This is a genomic window from Streptomyces cinereoruber (genome assembly GCF_009299385.1).
GTDB classification, from domain to species: Bacteria; Actinomycetota; Actinomycetes; order Streptomycetales; family Streptomycetaceae; genus Streptomyces; species Streptomyces bikiniensis.
The window spans coordinates 6,785,613-6,808,125 of record NZ_CP023693.1 but is presented as its reverse complement, the minus strand read 5'-3'; the positions used below and the strand labels follow the sequence as shown (position 1 = coordinate 6,808,125).

Annotated in this window: 21 protein-coding genes; 7 read left to right on the top strand and 14 right to left on the bottom strand. The window is 74.2% G+C overall.

Annotated features, from left to right (window positions below):
* Positions 1-23: 23 nt before the first annotated feature.
* From melC1 to CP977_RS30590, 4 genes are all read right to left on the bottom strand, one after another.
* Positions 24-413: an apotyrosinase chaperone MelC1 gene (gene melC1, locus CP977_RS30605; protein WP_062759793.1), complete on the bottom strand. Its 390-nt coding sequence runs from the start codon at positions 411-413 to the stop codon at positions 24-26.
* A gap of 294 nt (positions 414-707) precedes the next feature.
* Positions 708-1,457 carry a succinate dehydrogenase/fumarate reductase iron-sulfur subunit gene (locus tag CP977_RS30600; RefSeq protein WP_062759792.1) on the bottom strand — a complete coding sequence of 250 codons (750 nt, stop codon included), beginning with the start codon at positions 1,455-1,457 and terminating at the stop codon, positions 708-710.
* Positions 1,454-3,397 carry a fumarate reductase/succinate dehydrogenase flavoprotein subunit gene (locus CP977_RS30595; protein ID WP_152371191.1) on the bottom strand — a complete coding sequence of 648 codons (1,944 nt, stop codon included), beginning with the start codon at positions 3,395-3,397 and terminating at the stop codon, positions 1,454-1,456. Before CP977_RS30595 ends, CP977_RS30600 begins: the two co-directional genes overlap by 4 nt.
* A gap of 2 nt (positions 3,398-3,399) precedes the next feature.
* On the bottom strand, positions 3,400-4,125 hold the full coding sequence (locus tag CP977_RS30590; RefSeq protein ID WP_079131489.1) for a succinate dehydrogenase cytochrome b subunit: 726 nt from the start codon (positions 4,123-4,125) through the stop codon (positions 3,400-3,402).
* A 96-nt stretch (positions 4,126-4,221) separates the two neighbouring features.
* Between CP977_RS30590 and CP977_RS30585 the strand changes: the two genes are divergently transcribed.
* Positions 4,222-5,127, top strand: a complete 906-nt coding sequence (locus tag CP977_RS30585; protein ID WP_062759789.1) for a LysR family transcriptional regulator — start codon at positions 4,222-4,224, stop codon at positions 5,125-5,127.
* 23 nt (positions 5,128-5,150) lie between these two features.
* Here the strand turns inward: CP977_RS30585 and CP977_RS30580 are convergent, their stop codons facing one another.
* Both CP977_RS30580 and CP977_RS30575 read right to left on the bottom strand, forming a co-directional pair.
* Positions 5,151-7,316 carry a putative bifunctional diguanylate cyclase/phosphodiesterase gene (locus CP977_RS30580; protein ID WP_062759788.1) on the bottom strand — a complete coding sequence of 722 codons (2,166 nt, stop codon included), beginning with the start codon at positions 7,314-7,316 and terminating at the stop codon, positions 5,151-5,153.
* Positions 7,313-8,125, bottom strand: coding sequence for an SAM-dependent methyltransferase (locus CP977_RS30575; protein ID WP_062759787.1), 813 nt, complete (start codon positions 8,123-8,125; stop codon positions 7,313-7,315). Before CP977_RS30575 ends, CP977_RS30580 begins: the two co-directional genes overlap by 4 nt.
* 531 nt (positions 8,126-8,656) lie before the next feature.
* On the opposite strand from CP977_RS30575, the gene CP977_RS30570 reads away from it, so the two are divergent.
* The 3 genes from CP977_RS30570 (at position 8,657) to CP977_RS30560 (ending at position 10,924) form a co-directional block, all read left to right on the top strand.
* Positions 8,657-9,385, top strand: a complete 729-nt coding sequence (locus CP977_RS30570) for a hypothetical protein (RefSeq protein ID WP_152371190.1) — start codon at positions 8,657-8,659, stop codon at positions 9,383-9,385.
* 35 nt (positions 9,386-9,420) lie between these two features.
* A complete protein-coding gene (locus CP977_RS30565) occupies positions 9,421-10,185 on the top strand; it encodes a bestrophin-like domain (RefSeq protein ID WP_062759786.1) in 765 nt (254 codons plus the stop codon).
* A 166-nt stretch (positions 10,186-10,351) separates the two neighbouring features.
* On the top strand, positions 10,352-10,924 hold the full coding sequence (locus CP977_RS30560) for a hypothetical protein (protein ID WP_062759785.1): 573 nt from the start codon (positions 10,352-10,354) through the stop codon (positions 10,922-10,924).
* 112 nt (positions 10,925-11,036) lie between these two features.
* Here CP977_RS30560 and CP977_RS30555 read toward each other — a convergent pair whose 3' ends face one another.
* Positions 11,037-11,579 (bottom strand): hypothetical protein, encoded by a 543-nt coding sequence (locus CP977_RS30555; protein ID WP_062759784.1) that lies wholly within the window; start codon positions 11,577-11,579, stop codon positions 11,037-11,039.
* Between the two features lie 425 nt (positions 11,580-12,004).
* Here CP977_RS30555 and CP977_RS30550 point away from each other — a divergent pair, with 425 nt between their 5' ends.
* Entirely contained in the window at positions 12,005-12,667 is a 663-nt protein-coding gene (locus CP977_RS30550; RefSeq protein ID WP_062759783.1) for a class F sortase, read from the top strand.
* Positions 12,668-12,733: 66 nt separating this feature from the next.
* Here CP977_RS30550 and CP977_RS30545 read toward each other — a convergent pair whose 3' ends face one another.
* Entirely contained in the window at positions 12,734-13,618 is an 885-nt protein-coding gene (locus tag CP977_RS30545) for a polysaccharide deacetylase family protein (RefSeq protein ID WP_167308977.1), read from the bottom strand.
* Between the two features lie 187 nt (positions 13,619-13,805).
* Positions 13,806-15,062 (bottom strand): CapA family protein, encoded by a 1,257-nt coding sequence (locus CP977_RS30540; protein WP_109184624.1) that lies wholly within the window; start codon positions 15,060-15,062, stop codon positions 13,806-13,808.
* A 259-nt stretch (positions 15,063-15,321) separates the two neighbouring features.
* On the opposite strand from CP977_RS30540, the gene CP977_RS30535 reads away from it, so the two are divergent.
* Positions 15,322-15,867, top strand: coding sequence for a sigma-70 family RNA polymerase sigma factor (locus CP977_RS30535; protein ID WP_062759780.1), 546 nt, complete (start codon positions 15,322-15,324; stop codon positions 15,865-15,867).
* Between the two features lie 222 nt (positions 15,868-16,089).
* Positions 16,090-16,578: a hypothetical protein gene (locus CP977_RS30530; protein ID WP_062759779.1), complete on the top strand. Its 489-nt coding sequence runs from the start codon at positions 16,090-16,092 to the stop codon at positions 16,576-16,578.
* Between the two features lie 31 nt (positions 16,579-16,609).
* Here CP977_RS30530 and CP977_RS30525 read toward each other — a convergent pair whose 3' ends face one another.
* The 5 genes from CP977_RS30525 to CP977_RS30505 all read right to left on the bottom strand — a co-directional run bounded on the left by CP977_RS30525 (position 16,610) and on the right by CP977_RS30505 (position 22,481).
* Positions 16,610-17,818 carry a histidine kinase gene (locus CP977_RS30525; RefSeq protein WP_109184622.1) on the bottom strand — a complete coding sequence of 403 codons (1,209 nt, stop codon included), beginning with the start codon at positions 17,816-17,818 and terminating at the stop codon, positions 16,610-16,612.
* Entirely contained in the window at positions 17,815-19,704 is a 1,890-nt protein-coding gene (locus tag CP977_RS30520; protein WP_229991778.1) for a sodium:solute symporter family transporter, read from the bottom strand. The genes CP977_RS30525 and CP977_RS30520 overlap by 4 nt, the downstream gene beginning before the upstream one ends.
* A gap of 22 nt (positions 19,705-19,726) precedes the next feature.
* Complete coding sequence (locus CP977_RS30515) at positions 19,727-20,113, bottom strand: DUF485 domain-containing protein (RefSeq protein ID WP_183953261.1); 387 nt, start codon at positions 20,111-20,113, stop codon at positions 19,727-19,729.
* 164 nt (positions 20,114-20,277) lie between these two features.
* Complete coding sequence (locus tag CP977_RS30510) at positions 20,278-21,030, bottom strand: LytR/AlgR family response regulator transcription factor (RefSeq protein ID WP_062759775.1); 753 nt, start codon at positions 21,028-21,030, stop codon at positions 20,278-20,280.
* Positions 21,031-21,113: 83 nt separating this feature from the next.
* On the bottom strand, positions 21,114-22,481 hold the full coding sequence (locus CP977_RS30505; protein ID WP_104860337.1) for a wax ester/triacylglycerol synthase family O-acyltransferase: 1,368 nt from the start codon (positions 22,479-22,481) through the stop codon (positions 21,114-21,116).
* Positions 22,482-22,513 lie beyond the last annotated feature (32 nt).

Below are 22,513 nucleotides of genomic sequence, written 5' to 3'. Positions count from 1 at the left end.
GGTGGTGCGTGCTCCTGGATCGGTCAGCCGAGGGCGAGGGGGACGAGCGGGGCGCCGCGCAGTTCGCGGACGGCCGCGCGGGCCAGCTCCCTGGGCGTGGCGACGGGCTCGTAGTGGTGGATCACGCTGATCCAGGTGCCGTCGGCGTTCCGCATGACGTGCAGTTCCCGGCCGTCGACGGTGACGGTGTAGCCGCCTCCGTGACCTCCGTGGTGTCCCCCGTGGTGGCCGCCGCCGTGCGCGGGCCCGCCCTTGATGCGGCGGCCCTGGTAGACCTCGTCGAAGGAGGCCGGGTCGGTGGCGGCGGCGCGGGGCGCGGCGGCCCCGGCCGAACCGGTCTGCGCGAGGACCGCCACGGCGCCCGCGGCGCCTGCCGCGACGCCGAGGGCCCGGCGGCGGGTGATGCTGGACATGAGATACCCCCAAGTGGTCTGTGCGACCGGGGGTTTGGTCATATGCCCCCGGCAGGGGTCATCAGTACCCGGGGGTGTCGGCGCGGCGGAAATCGCCGGGGGGCGGTTGGCCGCGAAGTGGTCAACTTGCCACGGAAAGTGCAGGTTTGAACGGAGTTGATCTTGCTGTTCGCGGACACGAAAACACCCCGGAGCGAAGATCTTACGGAGAAAGTGGCCTTTCCGTGAATGATCTTTCGCTCCGGGGTGCGAGGTGTGGCGGGGCCCACGCCCCCGGATTGTCCGGATCGGGCCTCAGCCGCGGCCCGCCTTCCTCCGCGCCCTCAGCCACTCCCGGTTCATCGCGGAGATCGACGGCAGTGGGATCCCCTTCGGGCAGGCCGTCGCGCACTCGCCCGTCAGGGTGCAGCCGCCGAAGCCCTCCGCGTCCATCTGGGCGACCATGTCGAGGACCCGGGTCTCGCGCTCCGGGGAGCCCTGCGGCAGGACGTTGAGGTGGTTGACCTTGGCCGAGGTGAAGAGCATGGCCGAGCCGTTGGGGCAGGCGGCCACGCACGCGCCGCAGCCGATGCACTCGGCGTGCTCGAAGGCGGAGTCGGCGTCGGCCTTGGGGACCGGCGTGGCGTGGGCCTCGGGGGCAGCGCCCGTGGGCACGGAGATGTAGCCGCCGGCCTGGATGACCCGGTCGAAGGCCGAGCGGTCGACCACCAGGTCCTTGACGACGGGGAAGGCGGAGGCGCGCCAGGGTTCGACGTCGATGGTGTCGCCGTCGCGGAAGGAGCGCATGTGCAGCTGGCAGGTCGTGGTGCGCTCGGGGCCGTGGGCGTCGCCGTTGATGACGAGGCTGCACGCGCCGCAGATGCCCTCGCGGCAGTCGTGGTCGAAGGCCACGGGGTCCTCGCCGCGCACGATGAGTTCCTCGTTGAGGGTGTCGAGCATCTCCAGGAACGACATGTCGGGGGAGATGCCGTCCACCTCGTAGGTGGCCATGGCGCCGTCGGCGTCGGCGTTCCGCTGGCGCCAGACGCGCAGGTTGAGCTTCATGCGTAGCTCCGCTGGGTGGGGTGGACGTACTCGAAGGTCAGTTCCTCCTTGTGGAGGACCGGTGCGGCGCCGTCGTTGAACTCCCAGGCCGCCGCGTAGGCGAACTCGTCGTCCCGGCGGGCCGCTTCGCCGTCGGGGGTCTGGGACTCCTCGCGGAAGTGGCCGCCGCAGGACTCGGCGCGGTGGAGCGCGTCGAGGCACATCAGCTCGGCGAGCTCCAGGTAGTCGACGATCCGGTTGGCCTTCTCCAGGGACTGGTTGAACTCCTCGCCGGTGCCGGGGACCTTGATCCGGCGCCAGAACTCCTCGCGGATGCCGGGGATGCGGGCGAGGGCCTCGCGCAGCCCCTCCTCGGTGCGGGCCATGCCGCAGTGCTCCCACATGAGTTCGCCGAGTTCGCGGTGGAAGGAGTCGGGGGTGCGGTCGCCGTCGACGGAGAGCAGGAGCGCCAGCCGGTCCTCGGTCTCGGCGAGCACCTCGCGGACGGCCGGGTGGTCGTCGGTGACCGGTTCGGCGTGCGGGTGGCGGGCGAGGTAGTCGTTGATGGTGGCGGGCAGGACGAAGTAGCCGTCGGCCAGGCCCTGCATGAGGGCGGAGGCGCCGAGCCGGTTGGCCCCGTGGTCGGAGAAGTTGGCCTCGCCGATCGCGAAGAGGCCGGGGACGGTGGTCTGGAGGTCGTAGTCGACCCAGAGTCCGCCCATCGTGTAGTGCACGGCGGGGTAGATCCGCATGGGGACCTCGTACGGGTTCTCGGCGGTGATCCGCTCGTACATGTCGAAGAGGTTGCCGTACTTCTCCTCGACGGCCCCGCGGCCCATCCGCCGGATGGCGTCGGCGAAGTCCAGGTAGACGCCCTGGCCGCCGGGGCCGACGCCGCGGCCCTCGTCGCAGACGTTCTTGGCGGCGCGGGAGGCGATGTCGCGGGGGACGAGGTTGCCGAAGGAGGGGTAGATGCGCTCCAGGTAGTAGTCGCGCTCGTCCTCGGGGATCTCGGCGGCCGGGCGGGTGTCGCCCTTCGCCTTCGGGACCCAGATGCGTCCGTCGTTGCGCAGCGACTCGCTCATCAGGGTCAGCTTCGACTGGTGGTCGCCGGTGCGCGGGATGCAGGTGGGGTGGATCTGGGTGAAGCAGGGGTTGGCGAAGTACGCGCCGCGCCGGTGGGCCCGCCAGACGGCGGTGGCGTTGGAGTTCATCGCGTTGGTGGAGAGGTAGAAGACGTTCCCGTAGCCGCCGGTGGCCAGGACGACTGCGTCGGCGTAGTGGGTGGAGATCTCGCCGGTGACGAGGTCCCGGGCGACGATGCCCCGGGCCCGCCCGTCGACCACGATCAGGTCGAGCATCTCGGTGCGGGCGTGCATCTCGACGTGTCCGGCGGCGATCTGCCGGGAGAGCGCCTGGTAGGCGCCGAGGAGGAGCTGCTGGCCGGTCTGGCCGCGGGCGTAGAAGGTGCGGGAGACCTGGACGCCGCCGAAGGAGCGGGTGTCGAGGAGGCCGCCGTACTCGCGGGCGAAGGGGACGCCCTGGGCGACGCACTGGTCGATGATCTCGACGGAGATCTGGGCGAGGCGGTGGACGTTGGACTCGCGGGCCCGGAAGTCGCCGCCCTTGACGGTGTCGTAGAAGAGGCGGTGCACCGAGTCGCCGTCGTTGCGGTAGTTCTTGGCGGCGTTGATGCCGCCCTGGGCGGCGATGGAGTGGGCGCGGCGCGGGGAGTCCTGGAAGCAGAACTGGACGACCTGGTAGCCCTGTTCGGCCAGGGTGGCGCCGGCGGAGCCGCCGGCGAGACCGGTGCCGACGACGATGACGCGGTGCTTGCGGCGGTTGGCGGGGTTGACCAGCTTGGCCTCGAAGCGGCGGGTGTCCCAGCGTTCGGCGACGGGTCCGGCGGGGGCCTTGGTGTCGGTGATCGGCTCACCGAGGGCGTAGTCGGCGAAGTTCACGGTCAGCTCACCACTCCGGTCATGACGGCGACGGGGACGGAGACGAAGCCCGCGGTCAGGGCGACCGCGAGGCCGTTGGCGAGGCCCCGGAGGAGGCGTTCGCGGCGTGCGTTGCCGACGCCCAGGGTCTGGGCGGCGCTCCAGAAGCCGTGGCGGACGTGGAGGCCGACGGCGAGCATGGCGACGATGTAGATGACGTTGCCGTACCAGGTGGAGAAGGTGTCCACGACGTTCTGGTAGGGCTTGCCCTCCTCGAAACCGCCGGTGTGGACGGTGCCCGTGGTCAGGTCGAGGATGTGCCAGACGATGAACAGGGCGAGGATGATCCCGCCCCAGCGCATGGTGCGGGTGGCGTACGAGGCCCGCCTGCGGCGGTGCACGTACGCGGTGGGGCGCGCCTTGATGTCGCGCCGGCTGAGCTGGTACGCGGAGACGGCGTGGGCGCCGACGGCCGCGAGGAGCACGATCCGGACGATCCAGAGGGCCCACTCGTGGTGCAGGAGCGGGGCGCCCATGACGCGCAGCCAGTGGGCGTACTCGTTGAACTCCTCGGGGCCGAAGAAGACCTTGAGGTTTCCGGCGACGTGGGCGACGAGGTAGCCGAGCATGATCAGCCCGCTGACGGCCATGACCGTCTTCTTGCCGAGCGTCGAGGAGAGGAATCCGCGTGACGGTGTGGGGGACGGCGGGCGGTCCGTCGTCCGGTTCCCCGTGGGTGCCAGAGCCATGCCGTCGAGGCTAGGGCCGAAGGACCCGAGAGGTCCAAGACATGGTCCGGCTGATCTCGATAGGCTCTCCCTATTCGTATCGCCTACGCTGGGCCCATGCAGTTCCAGCAGCTCCTCTACTTCGTCGCCGTGGCCGAGACCCGGCACTTCACCCGGGCCGCCGAGCGCGTCCACGTCTCGCAGCCCTCGCTCTCCCAGCAGATCAAGGCCCTGGAGCAGGAGCTGGGCGCGGAGCTGTTCAGCCGGGCCCGGGGGAACATCACGCTGACCGACGCCGGGGAGGCCCTGCTGCCGCTGGCCCGCCGGATCCTCGCCGACACGGAGACGGCCCGTCTGGAGGTGCAGGAGCTGGCCCAGCTCAAGCGGGGCCGGGTGCGGCTGGGCGCGACCCCGAGCCTGTGCACGGGGCTCCTGCCGGACGTGCTGCGGGCCTTCCACGACCTGCACCCGGGGATCGAGCTCCTGATCGAGGAGAGCGGCTCGCACGACCTGGTGCGGGAGCTGGCGCGCGGCGCGCTCGACCTCGCGCTCGTGGTGCTGCCGCTGCCGACCCCGTCGCCCGCCCTGACCACGATCGAGCTGCTGCGGGAGGACCTGGTGGTGGTCTCGGCCGCCTCGGAGCCGGCGCCCCGGCGGCCGGTGCGGATCACGGACCTGCGCGACCAGCCGCTCGTGATGTTCCGGCACGGCTACGACCTGCGGGAGCTGACGGTGGCGGCCTGCCGGGCGGAGGGGTTCGAGCCCTCGTTCACCGTCGAGGGCGGGGAGCTGGACGCGGTGCTCGGTTTCGTACGGGCCGGGCTCGGGGTCGCGGTGGTCCCGGCGATGGTCGCCGCGCGGGCCGGCCGCGACCTGCGGGTGACCGCCCTCGCCCGGCCGGGCCTGCGCCGCACCATCGCCCTGGCCCACCGCAGCGACGTGGCACCGCCGAGGGCCGCGCGGGAGCTCCAGCGGATCCTGCTGACCTCCCGGAAGGTGCGGCCGGGGGGCACGTCCGTCTGACCTGCCCCGTCACACCGTCCTCGTCACACCGCGTCCGCCAGGAGCAGGGAGTGGATGCGGTCCGGGGCGCCGGGGCGGGCGTAGTACCAGCCCTGCGCCGTGTCGCAGCCGAGCTCGCGGAGCTGGCGCGCCTGCGCGCCCGTCTCCACGCCCTCGACGGTGACCGCCAGCTCCAGGCTGTGGGCGAGCGAGACGATCCCCTCGACGATCTTCAGGTCGACCGGGTCGACCGGGTGCTGCTGCATGCCCCGGGTGAAGGAGCGGTCCAGCTTGAGGACGCTCACCGGGAGCCGCCGCAGGTTGGCCAGGTTCGAGTAGCCCGTGCCGAAGTCGTCGAGCGCGATGTCGACGCCCATCTCGGCGAGCTGCCGCAGCGGCTTCAGAAGCCCCTCGTCGGCGCCGATCAGGGCCGATTCGGTCACCTCCAGGCAGAGCGCGCCCGGTTCGAGCCCGGAGCGCTCCAGGACGTCGACGGTGTCGGCGACCAGGCGCGGGTGGTGGAGCTGCGTCGGGGAGAGGTTGACGTTGATGCGCAGCGGGCCGCCGTCGGTGTGCCGGGCCTGCCAGAAGCGGGCCTGGCGCACGGCCTCCTGGAGCACCCAGCGGCCGAGCGGCACGATCAGGCCGGTGTCCTCGGCGAGCGGGATGAAGCGGTCGGGGCCGAGCACCCCGTGCTGCGGGTGGCACCAGCGGACCAGCGCCTCCGCACCGTGCACGCTGCCGTCGCCGAGGTGGACGAGCGGCTGGTACTCGATGAAGAACTCGCCGCGCTCCAGGGCGGCCGGCAGGGCGGTGGTGAGGCCGTGCCGGGTGATGGCGCGGGCGTCGGCCTCGGGGTCGGCGAGCTCGAAGCGGTTGCCGCCCGCCGACTTGGCCCGGTACATGGTGATGTCGGCGCTGCGCAGCACCTCGGCCGGGGTCCGCTCCCCCGCCGGGCCCTCGACCACACCGAGGCTGCCGCGCACGGTCAGCTCGCGGCCGTCGATGCGCAGCGGGGTGGCGAGCGCGGCGAGGATGCGGTCGGCCAGGTCGGTGACGTCCCGCTCGCCGCCGGAGCCGGTGGTGAGGGCGACGAACTCGTCCCCGCCGAGCCGGGCCACCATCTCGTTGGCCCCGGTGACGCAGCTCTGCAGCCGGTCCGCGACCTCGACGAGGAGCCGGTCGCCGGTGGAGTGGCCGAGGCTGTCGTTGATGACCTTGAAGCCGTCGAGGTCGAGGTAGCAGAGGCCGAAGCGGGCGTTGTCGCCGGGGGCGAGCGCCTTCTCCAGGCGCTCGAAGAACAGGGTCCGGTTGGGCAGTCCGGTGAGGGCGTCGTGGGTGGCCTCGTACCGCAGGCGCAGATGGAGCAGGCGCCGCTCGGTGGTGTCCTCCAGGAGGGCCAGCTGGTACTGGGGGCGGCCGTCGGCGTCCCGGAGGAGCGAGACGGTCAGGTTGGTCCACAGAACCGTTCCGTCACCCCGGTAGTACGGCTTCTCGACCCGGTAGTGCTCCCGCTCGCCGCGGACCAGCTCCTCGTACAGCTTCCAGACGTGCGGCCCGTCCTCCGGGTGGACCCACTCGCTGACCTTGCGGCTGCGCAGCCGGCCCTCCATCCCGCCGAACATGCGGGTGAGGGTCTCGTTGACCTCCAGGAGGTTGCCGTCGAGGTCGGCGATGCCGATGCCGATCGCCGCCCCGTCGAAGACCGCGCGGAAGCGGCTCTCGGTGGCGTGCAGGGCGATCTCGGCGGCGGTGCGGGCGGCGAGCGCGGAGCGGGCGATGGCCTCCTGCTCGGCGAGGGTCCGCTCGCGCAGGGCCTGGGCGTAGCCGGTGGCCATGGCGTGCTGGAGCCGGGCGCAGCGGGCCCGCAGCTCCTCGGCCGACAGGTCCGACTCCGTACCGCAGTAGAGCACCAGGTACGAGTCGACGACGCCGAGGCTGCGGCCGAGCGCGTCCGGGTCGGTGCAGTGGGCGGCGACCAGGGCCGCGCCGGCGCGCTGGGCCGGCGCCGTGTCGAAGGGCCGGGCGTGCAGGGCGTCGTACAGGGCGCGGGCCGGCGGCAGCAGGTGCACCTCGAACTCGGCCCGGGTGAGCGACGTGGCGGTCACCGGGAAGATCGCGCGGCTCCAGATGGTGACGAACCGCCTGAGTCTGTCCTCCGGGCCGTCGGCCTCGGCGCCGGAACCGGCCGGCTGGGACGGGACCTTCACGCCTTGCGCCCCACCCCTGCGAGGCCGGAGAAGGTGTGGGGATCCTCCTCCTCGACCGGGCTCTCCGGTCGCCAGACGGGCAGCGGGACGAGACCGGGCTCGATCAGCTCGGTGCCCTCGAAGAAGCGGACGACCTCCGCGCCCGACCGCATCACCAGGGGGTTGCTGATGTTCCGGTAGACCCCGACGGTGCCGCCGGCCTGCTCCTCCAGGGACGGGATGCCCTCGTACGAGGCGTGGGTGAGGATCAGGAAGCTGCCGGGCGCGAGGGCGTCGATCAGCTCGGCGACGGCCTCGTACGGACGGTCGTGGTCCTCCAGGAAGTGGAGGACGGCGACGAGGAGGAGGGCCACCGGCCGTTCCGGGTCGAGGAGTCGGGTCACCTCGGGGCTGCGCAGGATGTCGGCCGGCTTGCGCAGGTCGGCGGAGACGACGGCGGTGCCCTCGACGTCCTCCAGGACGGCGCGGCTGTGGGCGACGGCGACCGGGTCGTGGTCGACGTAGACGACCCGCGCGGCCGGGTCGGCGGCGCGGGCGACCTCGTGCACGTTGCCGAAGGTGGGTATGCCGGAGCCGATGTCCAGGAACTGGGTGACGTCGTTGTCAACGGCGTGCCGGACGGCGCGCCGCATGAACGCCCGGTTCGCCTGCATGATCTTGGGGAGGCCGGGCATGAACTCCATGGCCTTGCGGGCCGCTTCCCGGTCGACCTCGAAATTGTGCGAACCGCCCAGGTAGAAGTCGTACATTCGGGACACGCTCGGCACCGAGATGTCGATACCCGGCGGAGCCCAGGCGGGACGCTCCATCATTGTCTCCAACAAGTCGCCGTGGGGATACGGCCATGTGTTCGCGGCCGGTGTTCGAGGTGAGGCTACTGATCGCCCGCCGGGAGGGCGAGTAGAAACGGAAATTCGCGGTCCGTTCTTGGTCACACGTCATTGGCACGTACGTACGGAACGCCGAGTTCTCGCCTTCGGACCGTGCACTTTCACGTGCATATGACCGTGCGTCGGTTCCGTGCACGGTTCCGTACGCGCCCGGAGGAGGAGCCGAATCCCTTTCCCCGCTGGGGTGTTGCCGGGATCGGGGCTCCGCCGCCGGTGCAGAATGCCCCGTCGGCCGCACCGTCCGACAGGGCGACAACCGGACAGTTCTTCCTCCGGCGGCCGGAACGGTTCCCGCCGTGAATCGCGCCGCGCGGCGATACCCGGGCATTGCGCCGAATCCGCCTACTGTCCGATAGAACGTCAAGTCCGTGCACTCGAACATCCCCTCCATCCGGCGAATCCACCGGGATTCCGCCCCGGCGCACGCCACCCGCGATCAAGCTCGACGGCGTGTCTCTGTACGGATCACTCCTCGCGCGGCCGCTGGCGGCCCTGGCGCTCGTGTGGCTGCTCGCCGCCCCCGCGCCCGCCTCCGCCGACGCCTGCGCCCACGCCGTGACCGGTCCCGGCGGTACACACCTCGCGGTGGCGTCCGCCGGGTCGGGCCGGTGCCATCACCACCACCCGCACCCTCACCGTCCCCCGCACCCGCACCCGCACCCGCACCCGCACCCGCACGAGCCCAGCCCCACGCCGACGCCGACCCCCACCCCCACGCCACCCGCGTGCCCGTCCCCCACTCCCACGCCGACGCCCGCCCCCACTCCGCCGCCCACGACGTCCGCGCCGCCCCGGCCCTCCCCGACGCCGCCCCCGGTGCCCGTACCGACGGTGCCGCCGCCCGTGACGACGCCGCCTCCTCCCGTACGGACGACACCGCCGCCCGTACCGAAGCCGCCGCCCCGGACCGTTCCGCCGGCACCGCGGCCCGCGCCGCCCGCCACAAAGGCGCCGGAGCGCACCCCGGCGCCCGAGCCGACGTCCGCCGCCGCTCCCCCTCCCCCGCCACCGACCTCCGCGCGGCCGGCGCCCCCGTCCCCCGCCCCCGTCGCGCTCCCCCACTACCGGCCCGTCACCCGGCCCCAGCCGAAGGGCGGCACGTCCGTCCTCACCACGACGCTGATGATCATCGCCCCGGCGGTCCTGGCGACCGCGATCCTGCGCTCCCGCTCCCGCTGATCCCGCCCGCCCCACCGATCCCACCGGAGGAATCCGTGTCCGAATGGCTCGTCCTGTCCCTCGCCATGGCGGCGGCCTGTGCCGTCGTGCTCACCATCGTCGTCATCAACCACCGCCGGATCCCCGACGACGACGACCCCAGCGAGACCCCGGACGTCATCGAGTACATGACGATGATGATCGGCGTGATCTACGCCATCGTCCTCGGCCTGGCCATCGCCGGCGTCTGGGAGGCGCGGGGGGCCGCCCAGGAGACCGTGCGGCAGGAGGCCCAGGCGCTGCACGAGATCTCGGCCCGCGCCGAGGTGTACCCGCAGGAGGTCCGCGCCCGCATCCGCGCCGACGTCGACGCGTACGCCTCCTACGTGGTCCACGACGAGTGGAAGCACATGTCCGAGACCGGCGAGCTGAGCGACGAGGGCACCGCGCTCCTGGAGAAGGTGCGGCGGAGCGTCACCGACTACCGGCCGGCGAACGACTTCGAGGGGCAGGCGTACCAGCCGCTGGTGGACCAGGTGGCCGTCGTCGACGACGCCCGGAACGCGCGCGGGCAGAACGCGGGCGAGACCATGCCGGGGGTGGTGTGGTTCGGCCTGATCGTCGGCGCCCTGGTGACGGTCGGCCTGATCTTCACGCTCCAGATCCGCAGGACCGGGCGGGAGCTGCTGCTCGCCGGGCTCTTCAGCGCCCTCATCGCCTTCCTGCTGTTCCTCATCTGGGACTTCGACGCCCCGTACGGCCGGGGCATGTCGGCCACCTCCACGCCGTTCACCGACCTGTTCCCGCGGCTCGGCGGATGAGAAGCGCCACCCGGGTGGGCCGCACGGGGGACACGCGTGACCCGTTCGCACCTCTGGGATCGCGGGGGTGGTGGCGCGCTCCTAGCGTTTCGGGCATCGAGGTGCACGCAGGCCCTTCGCGGAAACCCCCTTCCGCGGCTGCCCCTCGGGACCCGGAGGATTCACCATGCGCGCGATACGTGCCGCATCCACCGCCCTGCTGGGGGTGGCCGCCTTCGCCCTGGCCGCCCCCTTCGCCGTCGCGACGGAAGGTGCCCCGGCACCCCGGCCGCAGGCGCGGGGCGCCAAGGCCCCGGGCGATTTCGTCGTTTCGCCCTCGGTCGTCTCGCCCGGCGGCCGGGTGACCCTGAGCGCCCCCGGCTGCGCCAGCACGGCGACGGCCGCGGCCGGTGTCTTCGACACCGCCGTCATCGCCCCCGGGGCGACGGCGACCGCCACCGTGGACCTGGACGTGCGGCCCGGCAGCGTCTACACGGTCGCGTTCAACTGCACGGGCGGCGTCCAGGACACCGTCGACCTCACGATCGCCGGCGGTGCCACGGCCACTCCCACCGCCACCCCGACGATCCTCTCCACGATCCTCACTCCCCCGCGGGGCGTGCAGGGCGGCCTCGGCGGCTCGGTGGACGACGGGGTCGGACCCGTCGAACTGGCCGCGGGCGGAGCGCTCGTCCTGGCCGCCGCGGGCGGCGTCTTCTACGTGGTGCGCCGCCGCACCGCCGACTCCCGGCGCCACTGAGGTGCGGCGGGACGCAGGGGCGCGCGGGCGTCCTCGGACGCCCGTCGCCCCCGGGTCCTGACGAGGACCCGGGGGCGACGGGCACGGCGGGCCGACCGGGAGGTTCGGCCGGTCAGACCCCCGCGCCGGTCACACGGCGGCGGCGGGCGACGAAGAGACCGCCGCCGAGCGCGGCCGCGGCGACCAGGCTGCCGCCGATGGCCATCTCGGTGGAGCTGGGGGCCAGCGAGCCGCCGAGACCGCCCTGCGCGCCGCGGCCCGGGAGGACCCGGAACGACTGGGTGACCACGGAGGAGCTGCCGTTGCACCGGACGGCCAGGTTGTAGTTGCCCGGGGTGGCGTGGTTGTAGACGCGGGCGACGGCGGTGGAGACTCCGTTGTTGTTGCCCGACAGGTTGGTCTCCGGGAAGGCGTTGGACGTGACCGTGCCGCCGCGGTTGCAGCCACGCGCGGTGATCGTGAGCGTCGAACCGGGGTGGACGTCGTAGGGGTTGACGGTGACGTCGGTCGGACCGCCGTTGCCGCCGCCGTTCCCACCGCTGTTGCCGCCGCTGAGGACGGTGGTCGGCCCGTTGGTGGCGGCGGCGAGGGGGGCCGCGAGCCCGACCGCCGCGATCGCGGTGGCGGTCACCGCCAGAGTGCGTGCAGCACGCATGGTTGAACCTCCAGTGGAAGACGCCCCAAAGCGGTGCTCCGGGAGTTTCGACGAGTACGCCTTCCATGACGAACCATCACCATTCGTGACGGACCACGCATGTCGGCACTGGGCCACTCCGGTGAGGCGACACGCCGGGGCGGAGAGTGCCGGACGTGCCGTACGCGCAGGTCAGAGGCTTCCGGAACGCTTATCTGACGATTACTCGGATGGGTCAGCCCGGCGTCACCCACCTGTCGGCCCGTCCGCCGCGCGTCCGGTGGCCGTCCATCGTCCCTCCACCGGTCGGTCCGGCGGTCCGTGCGCCGCCCGTTCGGAGGCCGTCCGGAGGCGGTTCGGAGGCGGCACCCACCCGTTCGGACCGTCCGGCGCGACGTGCCGCCGGGCCGCCCTTACCGTTCTGACGACGCCACGAAGGGAGAACCATGCCCCCGAAGGACTTCCGCGTCTCCGAGCGCAGGAGACTCCAACCCTGGGGTGTCCTGGCCCTCGCCATGCTGTCCGGGCTCGCGATGATGCGCAACGGGGTGGACGTCGCCTCCGGCCCGCCGCAGCCCGCCGCGGCCGCGCGGCCGGCGGCGCTCCCGACCGCCCCGGCGGCCCCCTCGGCGGCCACCGGCCTGGAGCCGCTGCCCTTCGCCCCGGCCTCCCGGATCAAGATCCCGGCGATCCGGGTCGCGGCCCCGATCATGGACGTGGGCCTGGACCCGGACGGCTGGGTGGCGGCGCCCCCGCCGCAGGACGCCAACCTCGCCGGCTGGTACCAGAACGGCATCGCCCCCGGCCAGCGGGGAACCGCCGTCGTCGTCGGCCACGTCGACAACACCCAGGGCCCGGCGGTCTTCTACGGCCTCGGCTCCCTGGAGAAGGGCCAGCACATCGAGGTCGAGCGGTACGACGGCCGGGTCGCGGTCTTCGAGATCTACGGCGTCGAGGTGTACGCGAAGGACAACTTCCCCGGCGTGCAGGTCTACGCCGACACCGGTCAGCCGGAGCTGCGGGTCATCACCTGCGGCGGCGGTTACACGCGCGCGCGCGGCTACGACGGGAACGTCGTCGTCTACGCCCGGATGGTCGGCTCCCGCTGACCCGCCGACACGGAGGAGAAGGGGCCCGGCACTCCAGGTGCCGGGCCCCTCTTCCGTGATGGCCGGTCAGCGCCGGGGGACGGTGATGTGGTAGCCGGCGTCGAGGAGTTCGGGCAGGTAGCGGCGGAGCGCGGTCACGCTCTGGGAGCGGTCGCCGCCCGCGTCGTGGTTGAGGACGACGACGCCGGGGGCGGCGCCGTCCAGGACCCGGCGGACGATGGAGTCGGTCCCGGGCTCCTTCCAGTCCAGGGTGTCGACGGTCCAGGCGAGCGGCTCCATGCCGAGTTCGGCGCCGATCTCGAAGGAGTGCCGGTTCCAGGCGCCGTAAGGGGCGCGGTACCAGAGCGGGGCCGTGCCGAGGGCCCGCTCGACGACCTCGCTGGTGGAGCCCAGTTCGTCGCGGATCAGGGAGGGCCGCAGCTTGGGGATCAGGGGGTGGGACCAGGAGTGGTTGCCGACGACGTGCCCCTCGTCGGCCATCCGCCGCAGCAGGTCCTGGTTCTCGACGGCCATCTCGCCGCAGACGAAGAACATCGCCCGGCATTCGTACCGGCGCAGGGTGTCGAGGATGCCGGGGGTGTAGCGGGGGTCGGGCCCGTCGTCGAAGGTCAGCACCATCGAGCGGCCGGCTCCGGAGACGCTGAGGAAGGGCCGCTGCCGCACGGGCGGCAGCGCGCGTCGGTACGCCGGGGGCGCGTAGGCGGTCATCGGCTGGAGGCGGTACGCGTTCGGGTTCAGCCGGGTGGCCCCCGCCTGCGAACCGGCGGCCGGGCCCGCGGCTCCGGGCCCGGCCCCGCTCCCGGCCCCGCTTCCCGGGGTGCTCCGGGGCGCGGGGGCGGCTCCGGTGGCCCGGTCGGGGGCAGCGAGCCGGTCCGCGGCGAAGACTCCGACGGTGGCGGTGGCGCCGAGTGCGGCGGCGAGGCGCAGCACCGCTCGACGCCCGCTGGGCATCTGATCCTTTTTCATGACCAATGGTTCGTACGGATGAGGGGCGGCGCAGCTCAGCGACACCGGCCGCCCGCCCGAAAGCACCCGTTGGGCGGACAGTCGCGAAGGGTGACCGGTCACCGTGGTGCCCCGACCGGCGCCCCCTCCCCCGTACCGCCGCCCGCCCCTGCGCGCCCGCCCGTTCGCCCGTCTACTTGCCCATCACGAGGCCGTCCTCGCCGGCGCCCCGGCTGAGCACCACCCGCCGGATCGTGTCGCGGATCGAGACCAGGCGCGGGTCCGCTCCGGCGTCGGCGCCGAGGTTGACCACCCGGCCGCGCCCGGTGTCGAACCACTGGGGGACGAACTCGGCCCGGGTGACCTCCCAGCGCCCGCCGGGGGTCCGGGGCGGGGCGAAGGTGAAGCGTCCGATGCTGCCCTGGTTGCCCCGCGGGTCGTGGACGCCCTGATGGTTGATCATGTCGCCGGCGATCTGGTCGCCCATCCCGTAGACCACCCAGGTGCCGTTGACCTTTTCGTAAGCCTGAGGGACGTGGGCATGTGTACCCAGGAGAAGGTCGATGTCCGGGCGGCCGTCCGTCCGCGAGGCGGTCAGCGCCCGGCCGAGGGAGAGCTGCCGCTCGTCCGGCTCGGTCTGCCACTCGGTGCCCCAGTGGACGCTGACCACGACCACGTCGGCGCCGGCCGCGCGGGCCGCGCGCGCGTCGGCGACCACCCGCCGCTCGTCGAGCAGGTCGACCGCCCAGGGCCGTCCCTTCGGGAGCGGGTAGCCGTTGGTGTCGTAGGTGTAGGCGAGCTGGGCGACGGTGGCGCCGCCCGCCTTCATCAGGGTGGGCCGGGCCGCCTCCTCGGCCGTACGGGCCGATCCGGCGTGGCGGATGCCGGCCTTGTCCAGGGCGTCGAGGGTCCGGCCGAGGCCCGCCGCCCCGTCGTCGAGGGTGTGGTTGGAGGCGGTGGAGCAGGAGTCGTACCCGGTCTCCCTGAGCCCGGCGGCGACCTCGGGCGGGGACTTGAAGGCGGGGTAGCCGGTGTAGGGCCCGCCCTTCTCCCCGTACACGGTCTCCATGTGGCAGATGGCGAGGTCGGCGCCGGAGACGACGGACTTCACGCCGGCGAGCATGGGGCGGAAGTCGTAGCCGCCGCCGGGGGAGTCCTCGGCCGCCCTGCGGATGATGGAGTCGTGCGGGAGGACGTCCCCGGAGGCCACGAGGGTGAATCCGGCGGGCGCGGAGGCCGCGCCGGGGGCGGCGGAGGGAGCCGTGGGGCGCCCGGCGGCCCCCGGAGCGGTGGCCCCTGGGACGGTGGCCTTCGGGGTGGCGTCGCCCGCGGCTGAACCGCCCCCGCCGCTTCCGCCGTTTCCACCGTTTCCGCCCGTGCAGCCGGTCGCCGCCGCGAGCAGGACGGCGGCGAGCGCCGCCACGCCCGCGGGCCTGGTGCGTGAGGTCATGTGCGGCACTCCACCCGGATCATGTGATGAACATCTGTTCTGAAGAATTGATCCCGGAGAGAAGCCGCAGTCAAGGGTCAAGGCCGCACAAGGCCACGAACCACACTGAAACGGACGCAACGACTCCGTCCGACCGTTCGCCGTGCCATTCGCCGCTCGGTGCGACCGTTCGTCGCAGACCGATGTCCGTTCCCTGTCCCTCGCCGTCCGGATGCGTTCGTATACGGGCCGACGACGAGCCGCGGGAGAGGTGGGCAGCATGACGACGGCGACGACCGACGAACGGACCCTGGAGGAGCTGCAGCGGGACCACGGCCCCGCGCTGCTCTCCTTCCTGCTCGGCCTCACCTACGGGGACCGGCAGCGGGCCGAGGACCTCGCCCAGGAGACCCTCGTACGGGCCTGGCAGCACCCGGAGGCCTTCGACGGCCCCTACGACTCCATGCGCCCCTGGCTCTTCACCGTGGCCCGCCGGCTCGCCATCGACGCGCGCCGCTCGCGCCTCGCCCGGCCCGCCGAGGTCGGCGACGGCGTCCTCGCCGTGACGCCCGATCCCGCCGACGCCACCGCCTCCGCCGAGGCCGCGCTCGACGTGCGGGCGGCCGTCCGGGGGCTGAGCCCCGAGCACCGGGCGGTGCTCGTCCGGCTCTACTTCCACGGCCTCACCGTCAACGAGGCCGCCGTGGAACTCGGCATCCCCGCCGGGACCGTCAAGTCCCGTTCCCACTACGCCCTGCGGCAGCTCGGCCGGTCGCTGCCCGGCTACCGGCCGCGCCGGAGCCTCGCGAGGGCGGCGGGGCGCTGATTCCGGCTCCGGGCCGCCCCGGCAGTCCCCCGCGTCACCCCGGCGCCGGGAATCCCACCCGTACCGATCCGGCCGGAGGACGTGTCCGAAACCGCTCGGGCGAGTTGAGCAAAGCGGGACCCACGGGCGCCCCGTACGGAGGAGGCTCTTCCCCGGGCCCCGTCGTCCGGGCCCCTCACACGGCCCCTCACGCGCGGTCATGTCCGGGAGAAGGTGGGAGCGTTGCGGCCCGAGAGCACGAACGGCGCCGGCGGCACGAGCGGCGGCCTGGCCGTCCCGATGGCCTGGCTGTGCGCCGAGTACCTGGCCGACGAGGTGCTGCGGGCCGCCGCGCTCGTCGCGCCCGGCTCGCTGGAGTACCGGGCGGGCCTCCGGGCCCTGGCCCTCACCGTCCACCTCGCGGAGGACCCGGACCGGCCGCCCGCCGGCCGGATCGACGAGTGGCTGCGGCACACGGCGTACGACCGGCCCTGGCCGCCCTGGGTCGAGGAGCGGCTCGCCGAGCGGCGGGCGGCCGGCGGCGAAGGGCCCGACCTGGCGCTCGCGGAGACCGCGTGGCGGCGGCTGCGGGACACCTGGATCCTCGCCGCCGACCTCGACGGCCGGGCGGACGCCGACCCGGGGTGCCCGGTCGACGAGGACGAGCAGATCTGGCTGCCCGCCTGGAAGCTGGGCCTGCCGCTCGCGCACCTCTCGCTCCACCTGCGCTGACCGGGCTCACGACCGGGCTCGCGGCCGGGGCTCACGGGGCCGAAGGATGCACCCCGGGACGGTACTTGGGGATCCGCACCGTCACCTTCATCCCGGCGCCGACGCCCGTCTCGATGACGAGGCCGTACTCCGTCCCGTACACCTGGCGCAGCCGCTCGTCCACGTTGGAGAGGCCGATGCCGGCGCCCGCCGGGTGCTCCCCGCGCAGGACGGCGCGCAGCAGCTCCGGGTCCATGCCGATGCCGTCGTCCTCGACGGTCACCACGGCCTCGGCGCCCGCGTCCCGGGCGGCGATCGTGACCCGGCAGCCCTTCTCGCGCTCCTGGAGGCCGTGCTTGACCGCGTTCTCCACCAGCGGCTGGAGGCAGAGGAACGGCAGGGTCACCGGCAGCACCTCGGGCGCGATCTGGAGGGTCACCTTGAGCCGGTCGCCGAACCGGGCCCCGGCGAGCGCCAAATACTGCTCGATGGACCGCAGTTCGTCGGCGAGCTGGGCGAACTCGCCGTGCCTGCGGAAGGAGTAGCGGGTGAAGTCGGCGAACTCCAGGAGGAGTTCCCTGGCCCGCTCGGGGTCGGTGCGGACGAACGAGGCGATGGCGGCGAGGGAGTTGAAGATGAAGTGCGGGGAGATCTGGGCGCGCAGGGCCTTGATCTCGGCCTCCACCATCCGGGTGCGGGAGCGGTCGAGCTCGGCCAGTTCGAGCTGGACGGAGACCCAGCGGGCCACCTCGGTGGCGGCCCGCACCAGGACGGCCGACTCCCGCGAGCCGTAGGCGACGAGCGCGCCGAGGACCCCGTCCTCGCCGGTGAGCGGGGCGATCACCGCCCAGCGCAGCGGGCAGACAGGGTCGGCGCAGCCGGAGTCGGCGGAGCGGCTGCGGCCGGTCTCCAGGGTCTCGGCGGCCTGCGCGGGGACGTGCGCGCGGTGGTGGTCCTCGCCGGGGCCGTCCCAGGCGAGGACCGCGCCCCGGTCGGTGAGGCAGAGCGCCTCGGTGCCGAGCAGCGAGCGGAGCGTGCGGGCGGCCCTGCGCGCGGTCTCCTCGGTGAGACCGGCGCGCAGCGGGGGCGCGGCGAGCGAGGCGGTGTGCAGGGTGTGGAAGGTGGCCCGCTCGACGGGCGTACCGAGGTCGGGGTCGGCGTCCCGGCCCCCGCGCCGGGCGGCGAACCGGCCGAGGACGAAGCCGACGGCGAGCAGCACGGCCCCGGCGGCGACCGCGGCGGCGAGGGCGATGCCGCTCATCGGCGCGCTCCTGGACGGGGGCCGGGGCGGGAATCCGGGCGGCGGCCCGGACGGGAGTCCGGCCGGGGGGCCGGGCCGGGGTCCGTACGGAGGGCCGTACGGGAGTCCGGGTGGAGGGCCGGGCCGGGGTCCGGCCGGTGGGGCGGGCGGGAGTCCGGACGGGTCTCCTGCGCGGGGACGGTCCCCGTGATCTCCTCCGGGAGGTGGAGGCGGGCGAGGAGGGCCGGGGTGCCGGGCGGGATCCGGCGGGGGGTGGCGAGGGAGACCAGGACCATGGTGAGGAAGCCGAGCGGGACCGACCAGACCGCGGGCCAGGCCATCAGGGTGTGCGGCCAGCCGCCGGGGGCGAGTCCGGCGCGGGTGGCCATGACGGCGGCGAGGGCGGAGCCGCCGCCGAGCAGGAGCCCGGCCATCGCGCCGGGCGGGGTGAGCCGCCGCCACCAGATGCCGAGGACGAGCAGCGGGCAGAAGGAGGAGGCGGAGACCGCGAAGGCGAGGCCGACGGCGTCGGCGACCGGCACCTTGGAGGCGACCACCCCGACGCCGAGCGGGACGGCGGTGGCCAGCAGGGTCGCGAGCCGGAAGTGCCGGACGCCCCGGGAGGGCAGCACGTCCTGGGTGAGGACCCCGGCGACGGACATGGTGAGCCCGGAGGCGGTGGAGAGGAAGGCGGCGAAGGCGCCGCCCGCGAGGAGCGCCCCGAGCAGGTCGCCGGGGAGCCCGCCGAGGATCCGGTCGGGCAGGACGAGGACGGCGGCGTCGGCGGAGCCGGTGAGGGCCAGCTCGGGGGCGTAGATCCGGCCGAGGAAGCCGTAGAGCGGCGGCAGGAGGTAGAAGGCGCCGACGAGCCCGAGGACGACGAGGGTGGTGCGGCGGGCGGCGCGGCCGTGCGGGCTGGTGTAGAAGCGGACGGCGACGTGCGGCAGGCCCATGGTGCCGAGGAAGGTCGCGAGGATCAGTCCGTACGTGGCGTACAGCTGGTGTCCGTCGCGCCCGCCGGCCAGCGGCTGGGACCAGCCGAGGGGGTCGGTGCCGCCGGCCAGCCGCTCGGGCAGGGGCGCGCCGGGGGCGAAGGCGAGCGTGGTGCCGCCGAGGACGTGGTGGGTGCCGGGGCCGAGGGTGACGGTCCGTCCGGTGTACGGGACGGAGTCGACGCGGCCGGTGACGGTGACGGTCAGCGGGGCGTCGAGCCCGATCCGTACCGTGTCGGCGACCCGGACGACGGTGTGGTCGCGCAGCACGGCGGGGGCGTCGAAGCGGGCGCGGGGCGCCCCGTCGCCGTGCCAGGCGGCGAGCAGGAAGAGGGCGGGGACGAGCAGGGCGGTCAGTTTCAGCCAGTACTGGAAGGCCTGGACGAAGGTGATGCTGCGCATCCCGCCGGCGGCGACCGTCCCCGTGACGACGAGGGCGACGAGCAGGCCGCCGACCCAGTCGGGGGCGCCGGTGAGGATCTCCAGGGTGAGCCCGGCGCCCTGGAGCTGCGGCAGCAGGTACAGCCAGCCGATGCCGACGACGAAGAGGCTGGCGAGCCGCCGGGCGCGCCGGGATTCGAGCCGGGCCTCGGCGAAGTCGGAGAGGGTGTACGCGCCGGAGCGGCGCAGCGGGGCGGCGACGAGGACCAGCAGGACGAGGTAGCCGGCGGTGTAGCCGACCGGGTACCAGAGCATGGCGGGGCCCTGGACGAGGACGAGTCCGGCGATGCCGAGGAAGGAGGCGGCGGAGAGGTACTCGCCGCTGATGGCGGCGGCGTTGAGGCCCGGCCGGACGGTCCGCGAGGCGACGTAGAAGTCGGAGGTGGTGCGGGAGATCCGCAGGCCGAGGGCGCCGATGAGGACGGTGGCGAGGACGACGGCGGTGACGGCGACGACGGCGTGGGTCTGGTTCATGCGGGCGTCCGTACGGAGGGGGTCATCGTTCGACGAGGCCGGTGAAGTCGCGTTCGTTGCGCTCCGCGCGGCGGACGTACCAGTGGGCGATGCCCCAGACGACCGGGTACACGCCGACGCCGAGGGCGAGCCAGACCAGGGCCTCGGGGGCGGGCAGCGCGAGGACGAGCGGCAGGGAGCCGACGAGCAGGGCGAGCGCGCCGAGGGCGGTGAGCGCGGCGCGGAGCTGGCTGCGCATCAGGGAGCGGACGTAGGTGTGCCCGAGGGTGGTCTGCTCGTCGATCTCGGAGCGGGCCGGTGGGTGGGCGGGGCGGCGTCCGGCGGGGCCGGGGGCGCCGGCGGCGCCGTGGGCGGAGGCGTAGGTGACGGTCTCGCGCCGGGGTCTGCGCGGCGGGTGGTGCTCGGACATCGGCGTCCGCTCCGGCATCTCTCGACCTCGGACGGTTCTCGCGGGCTCTTTCGCGGTGGTGCGCGGGCGGTGCGGCCCGGGACGCGTGGAGTCTACGCAGCGGGGTCGTACGGCGGTAGACCTGCGGCGACGGAGGTGCGGGCGGGCGCGGGCGGGCGCGTGGGTCAGCCGTCGGCCCGGCGCATCAGGAGGTCCCGGAGCTGGCGGGCGTGGCGGCGGCTGACGGCGAGGTCGGTGTCGCCGATCCGCACCGAGGTGGCGCCGCCGTCGAGCCGCAGTTCGTCGATCCGGGCGAGGGCCACGAGGTGGCTGCGGTGGATGCGGACGAAGCCCCGGTCCGCCCAGCGTTCCTCCAGGGCGGAGAGCGGGATGCGGACGAGGTGGCTGCCCTGGTCGGTGTGGAGGCGGGCGTAGTCGCCGTGGGCCTCGACGTAGGCGATGTCGTCGACGGGGACGAAGCGGGTGACGCCGCCGAGTTCGACGGGGATCTGCTCGGGCGCGGCAGTGGGGGTGGGGGCCGTGGTGGCGTGGACCAGTTCGTGGACGCGGCGGACGGCCTCGGCGAGGCGTTCGCGGCGCACCGGCTTGAGGACGTAGTCGACGGCCTTCAGGTCGAAGGCCTGGAGGGCGAAGCCCTCGTGCGCGGTGACGAAGACGACGAGCGGGGGCCGGGCGAAGCCGGCGAGCAGCCGGGCGACGTCGAGGCCGGTGAGGCCGGGCATGTGGATGTCGAGGAAGACGACGTCGACGGCGTCCTCGCCGTCGGGCCCCGACTCCAGGGCGCGGCCGATCCTGCGGAGCGCCGCGGTCGCGTCGCCCGCGCCCTCGGCGGTGCGGACGCGGGGGTCGGCGCGCAGCAGGTAGAGCAGTTCCCCGAGGGCGGGCTCCTCGTCGTCGACGGCCAGTACGCGCAGCATGCGGCGGAGTCTAGGGGTTGCCCGGCGGGGGGTGTCGTGCCCCGGGGGCGTCGGTCTCCGGCGAGGGTCGTGCCCCGGGGGCGTCACGCCCTCGCGTCGTCGTCCCCCGGCGGGTCGAGGAGGTCGAGTTCGGCGGTGAGGGCGGTGGCGAGGGCGTCGAGGTCGGGGACGGCCGCGCCGTCGGCGACGAGGCCGATGTGGACCCGGCCGTCGTACGGGGACATGGCGACGGCGAGGGACTGGCCCCGGGCCAGCGGCGCCATGGGGAAGAGGGCGCGCAGCGGGGCGCCGCCGAGGGAGAGCGCGGAGCGGGGCAGCGGCACCTGGGTGACCAGGAGGTCGAAGAGGAGGCGGGCGGCGCCGGAGGCGAAGGGGGCGCCGAAGCGGTGGGCGAGCGGGGGGAGCTGGTCGGCGAGGAGGGCGACGGCCCCGGCGCCGCGGAAGGGGCCCGCCGCCTTGTTGCGGTCCATGGCGCGCCGGACGGCGGCGAGCCGGGCGGCCGGGTCGGGCTCGGTGACGGGCAGGTCGAGGAGGTAGCCGGAGAGGCTGTTGCCGGGGCCGGGCGGGGCGCCGGGGCGGCGGCGCGAGACGGGGACGAGGGCCCGGGGGTCGGCGCCGGGCAGCGGCAGGCCGCGCTCGTCGAACCAGCGTCGGAGGGCTCCGGCGACGACGGCCAGGAGGACGTCGTTGGCGGTGCCGCCGGTGGTGCGGCGGACGCGGTGGACCCGGTCGAGGGAGAGGGTCGCGGTGGCGATCCGGCGGGTGCCGCTGGAGTGGGCGGCGAGGGCGGCGGTGGGGCGTCCGTCGAGGCGGCTGGCGCGGACGACGGAGGCGCCGACCTCGACGGCCCGGCCGAGGTCGCCGAGGCGGTCCCGGGCGAGGCCGAGGAGGCGCCCTGGGCCGGGGAGTCCCGACAGCAGGGAGCGCGGGGGGACGGGGCGGGGGCGGCGCGCGGGGCGGTGGCCGGCGGCGATCTCGTCGAAGATCCCGGCGCCGATGGCGACGGCCCGCATGCCGTCGGCGAGGGCGTGGTGGAGCTTGACGAGGACGGCGAAGGAGCCGTCGGGGGCGCCGCTGAGCAGGTACATCTCCCAGGGCGGCAGGCCCCGCTCGACGGGGCGTTCCATGAGTTCGGCGGCGAGCCGGGCGGCCTCGGCGGGGAAGTCGGCGCCGGGGAGGGTGACCTCGCGGACGTGCCGGCGCACGTCGAAGTCGGGGTCGGCGCTCCAGGCGGCGCCGCCGACGGGGAGGAGGACGTCGCGGACGCGCATCCGGAGCCGGGGAACGGCGGCGGCGCGGCGGGCGAGGAGGTCCAGGACGTCGGCCGGGTCCTCGCCGGGCGCGGCGGGCAGCGGGCCGAAGTGGGCGAGGGCACCGAGGTGCAGGGGGTGGGCGGTGGATTCCAGGTGCCAGAAGGCCAGGTCCAGCGGGGCCAGGAGCTCGGTGGTCACGGGTGTCCTCACGTCCTGCGCGGAGGGGTGGA

Coding starts and splice junctions, on each gene's coding strand:
- CP977_RS30560 (WP_062759785.1), top strand. CDS start 10,352: ATGCGCGCGATACGTGCCGCATCCACCGCCCTGCTGGGGGTGGCCGCC.
- CP977_RS30510 (WP_062759775.1), bottom strand. CDS start 21,030: ATGCTGCGCGTACTGGCCGTCGACGACGAGGAGCCCGCCCTCGGGGAA.
- CP977_RS30515 (WP_183953261.1), bottom strand. CDS start 20,113: ATGTCCGAGCACCACCCGCCGCGCAGACCCCGGCGCGAGACCGTCACC.
- CP977_RS30535 (WP_062759780.1), top strand. CDS start 15,322: ATGACGACGGCGACGACCGACGAACGGACCCTGGAGGAGCTGCAGCGG.
- CP977_RS30555 (WP_062759784.1), bottom strand. CDS start 11,579: ATGCGTGCTGCACGCACTCTGGCGGTGACCGCCACCGCGATCGCGGCG.
- CP977_RS30575 (WP_062759787.1), bottom strand. CDS start 8,125: ATGGAGCGTCCCGCCTGGGCTCCGCCGGGTATCGACATCTCGGTGCCG.
- CP977_RS30520 (WP_229991778.1), bottom strand. CDS start 19,704: ATGAACCAGACCCACGCCGTCGTCGCCGTCACCGCCGTCGTCCTCGCC.
- CP977_RS30590 (WP_079131489.1), bottom strand. CDS start 4,125: ATGGCTCTGGCACCCACGGGGAACCGGACGACGGACCGCCCGCCGTCC.
- melC1 (WP_062759793.1), bottom strand. CDS start 413: ATGTCCAGCATCACCCGCCGCCGGGCCCTCGGCGTCGCGGCAGGCGCC.
- CP977_RS30585 (WP_062759789.1), top strand. CDS start 4,222: ATGCAGTTCCAGCAGCTCCTCTACTTCGTCGCCGTGGCCGAGACCCGG.
- CP977_RS30540 (WP_109184624.1), bottom strand. CDS start 15,062: ATGACCTCACGCACCAGGCCCGCGGGCGTGGCGGCGCTCGCCGCCGTC.
- CP977_RS30525 (WP_109184622.1), bottom strand. CDS start 17,818: ATGAGCGGCATCGCCCTCGCCGCCGCGGTCGCCGCCGGGGCCGTGCTG.
- CP977_RS30545 (WP_167308977.1), bottom strand. CDS start 13,618: ATGCCCAGCGGGCGTCGAGCGGTGCTGCGCCTCGCCGCCGCACTCGGC.
- CP977_RS30600 (WP_062759792.1), bottom strand. CDS start 1,457: ATGAAGCTCAACCTGCGCGTCTGGCGCCAGCGGAACGCCGACGCCGAC.
- CP977_RS30550 (WP_062759783.1), top strand. CDS start 12,005: ATGCCCCCGAAGGACTTCCGCGTCTCCGAGCGCAGGAGACTCCAACCC.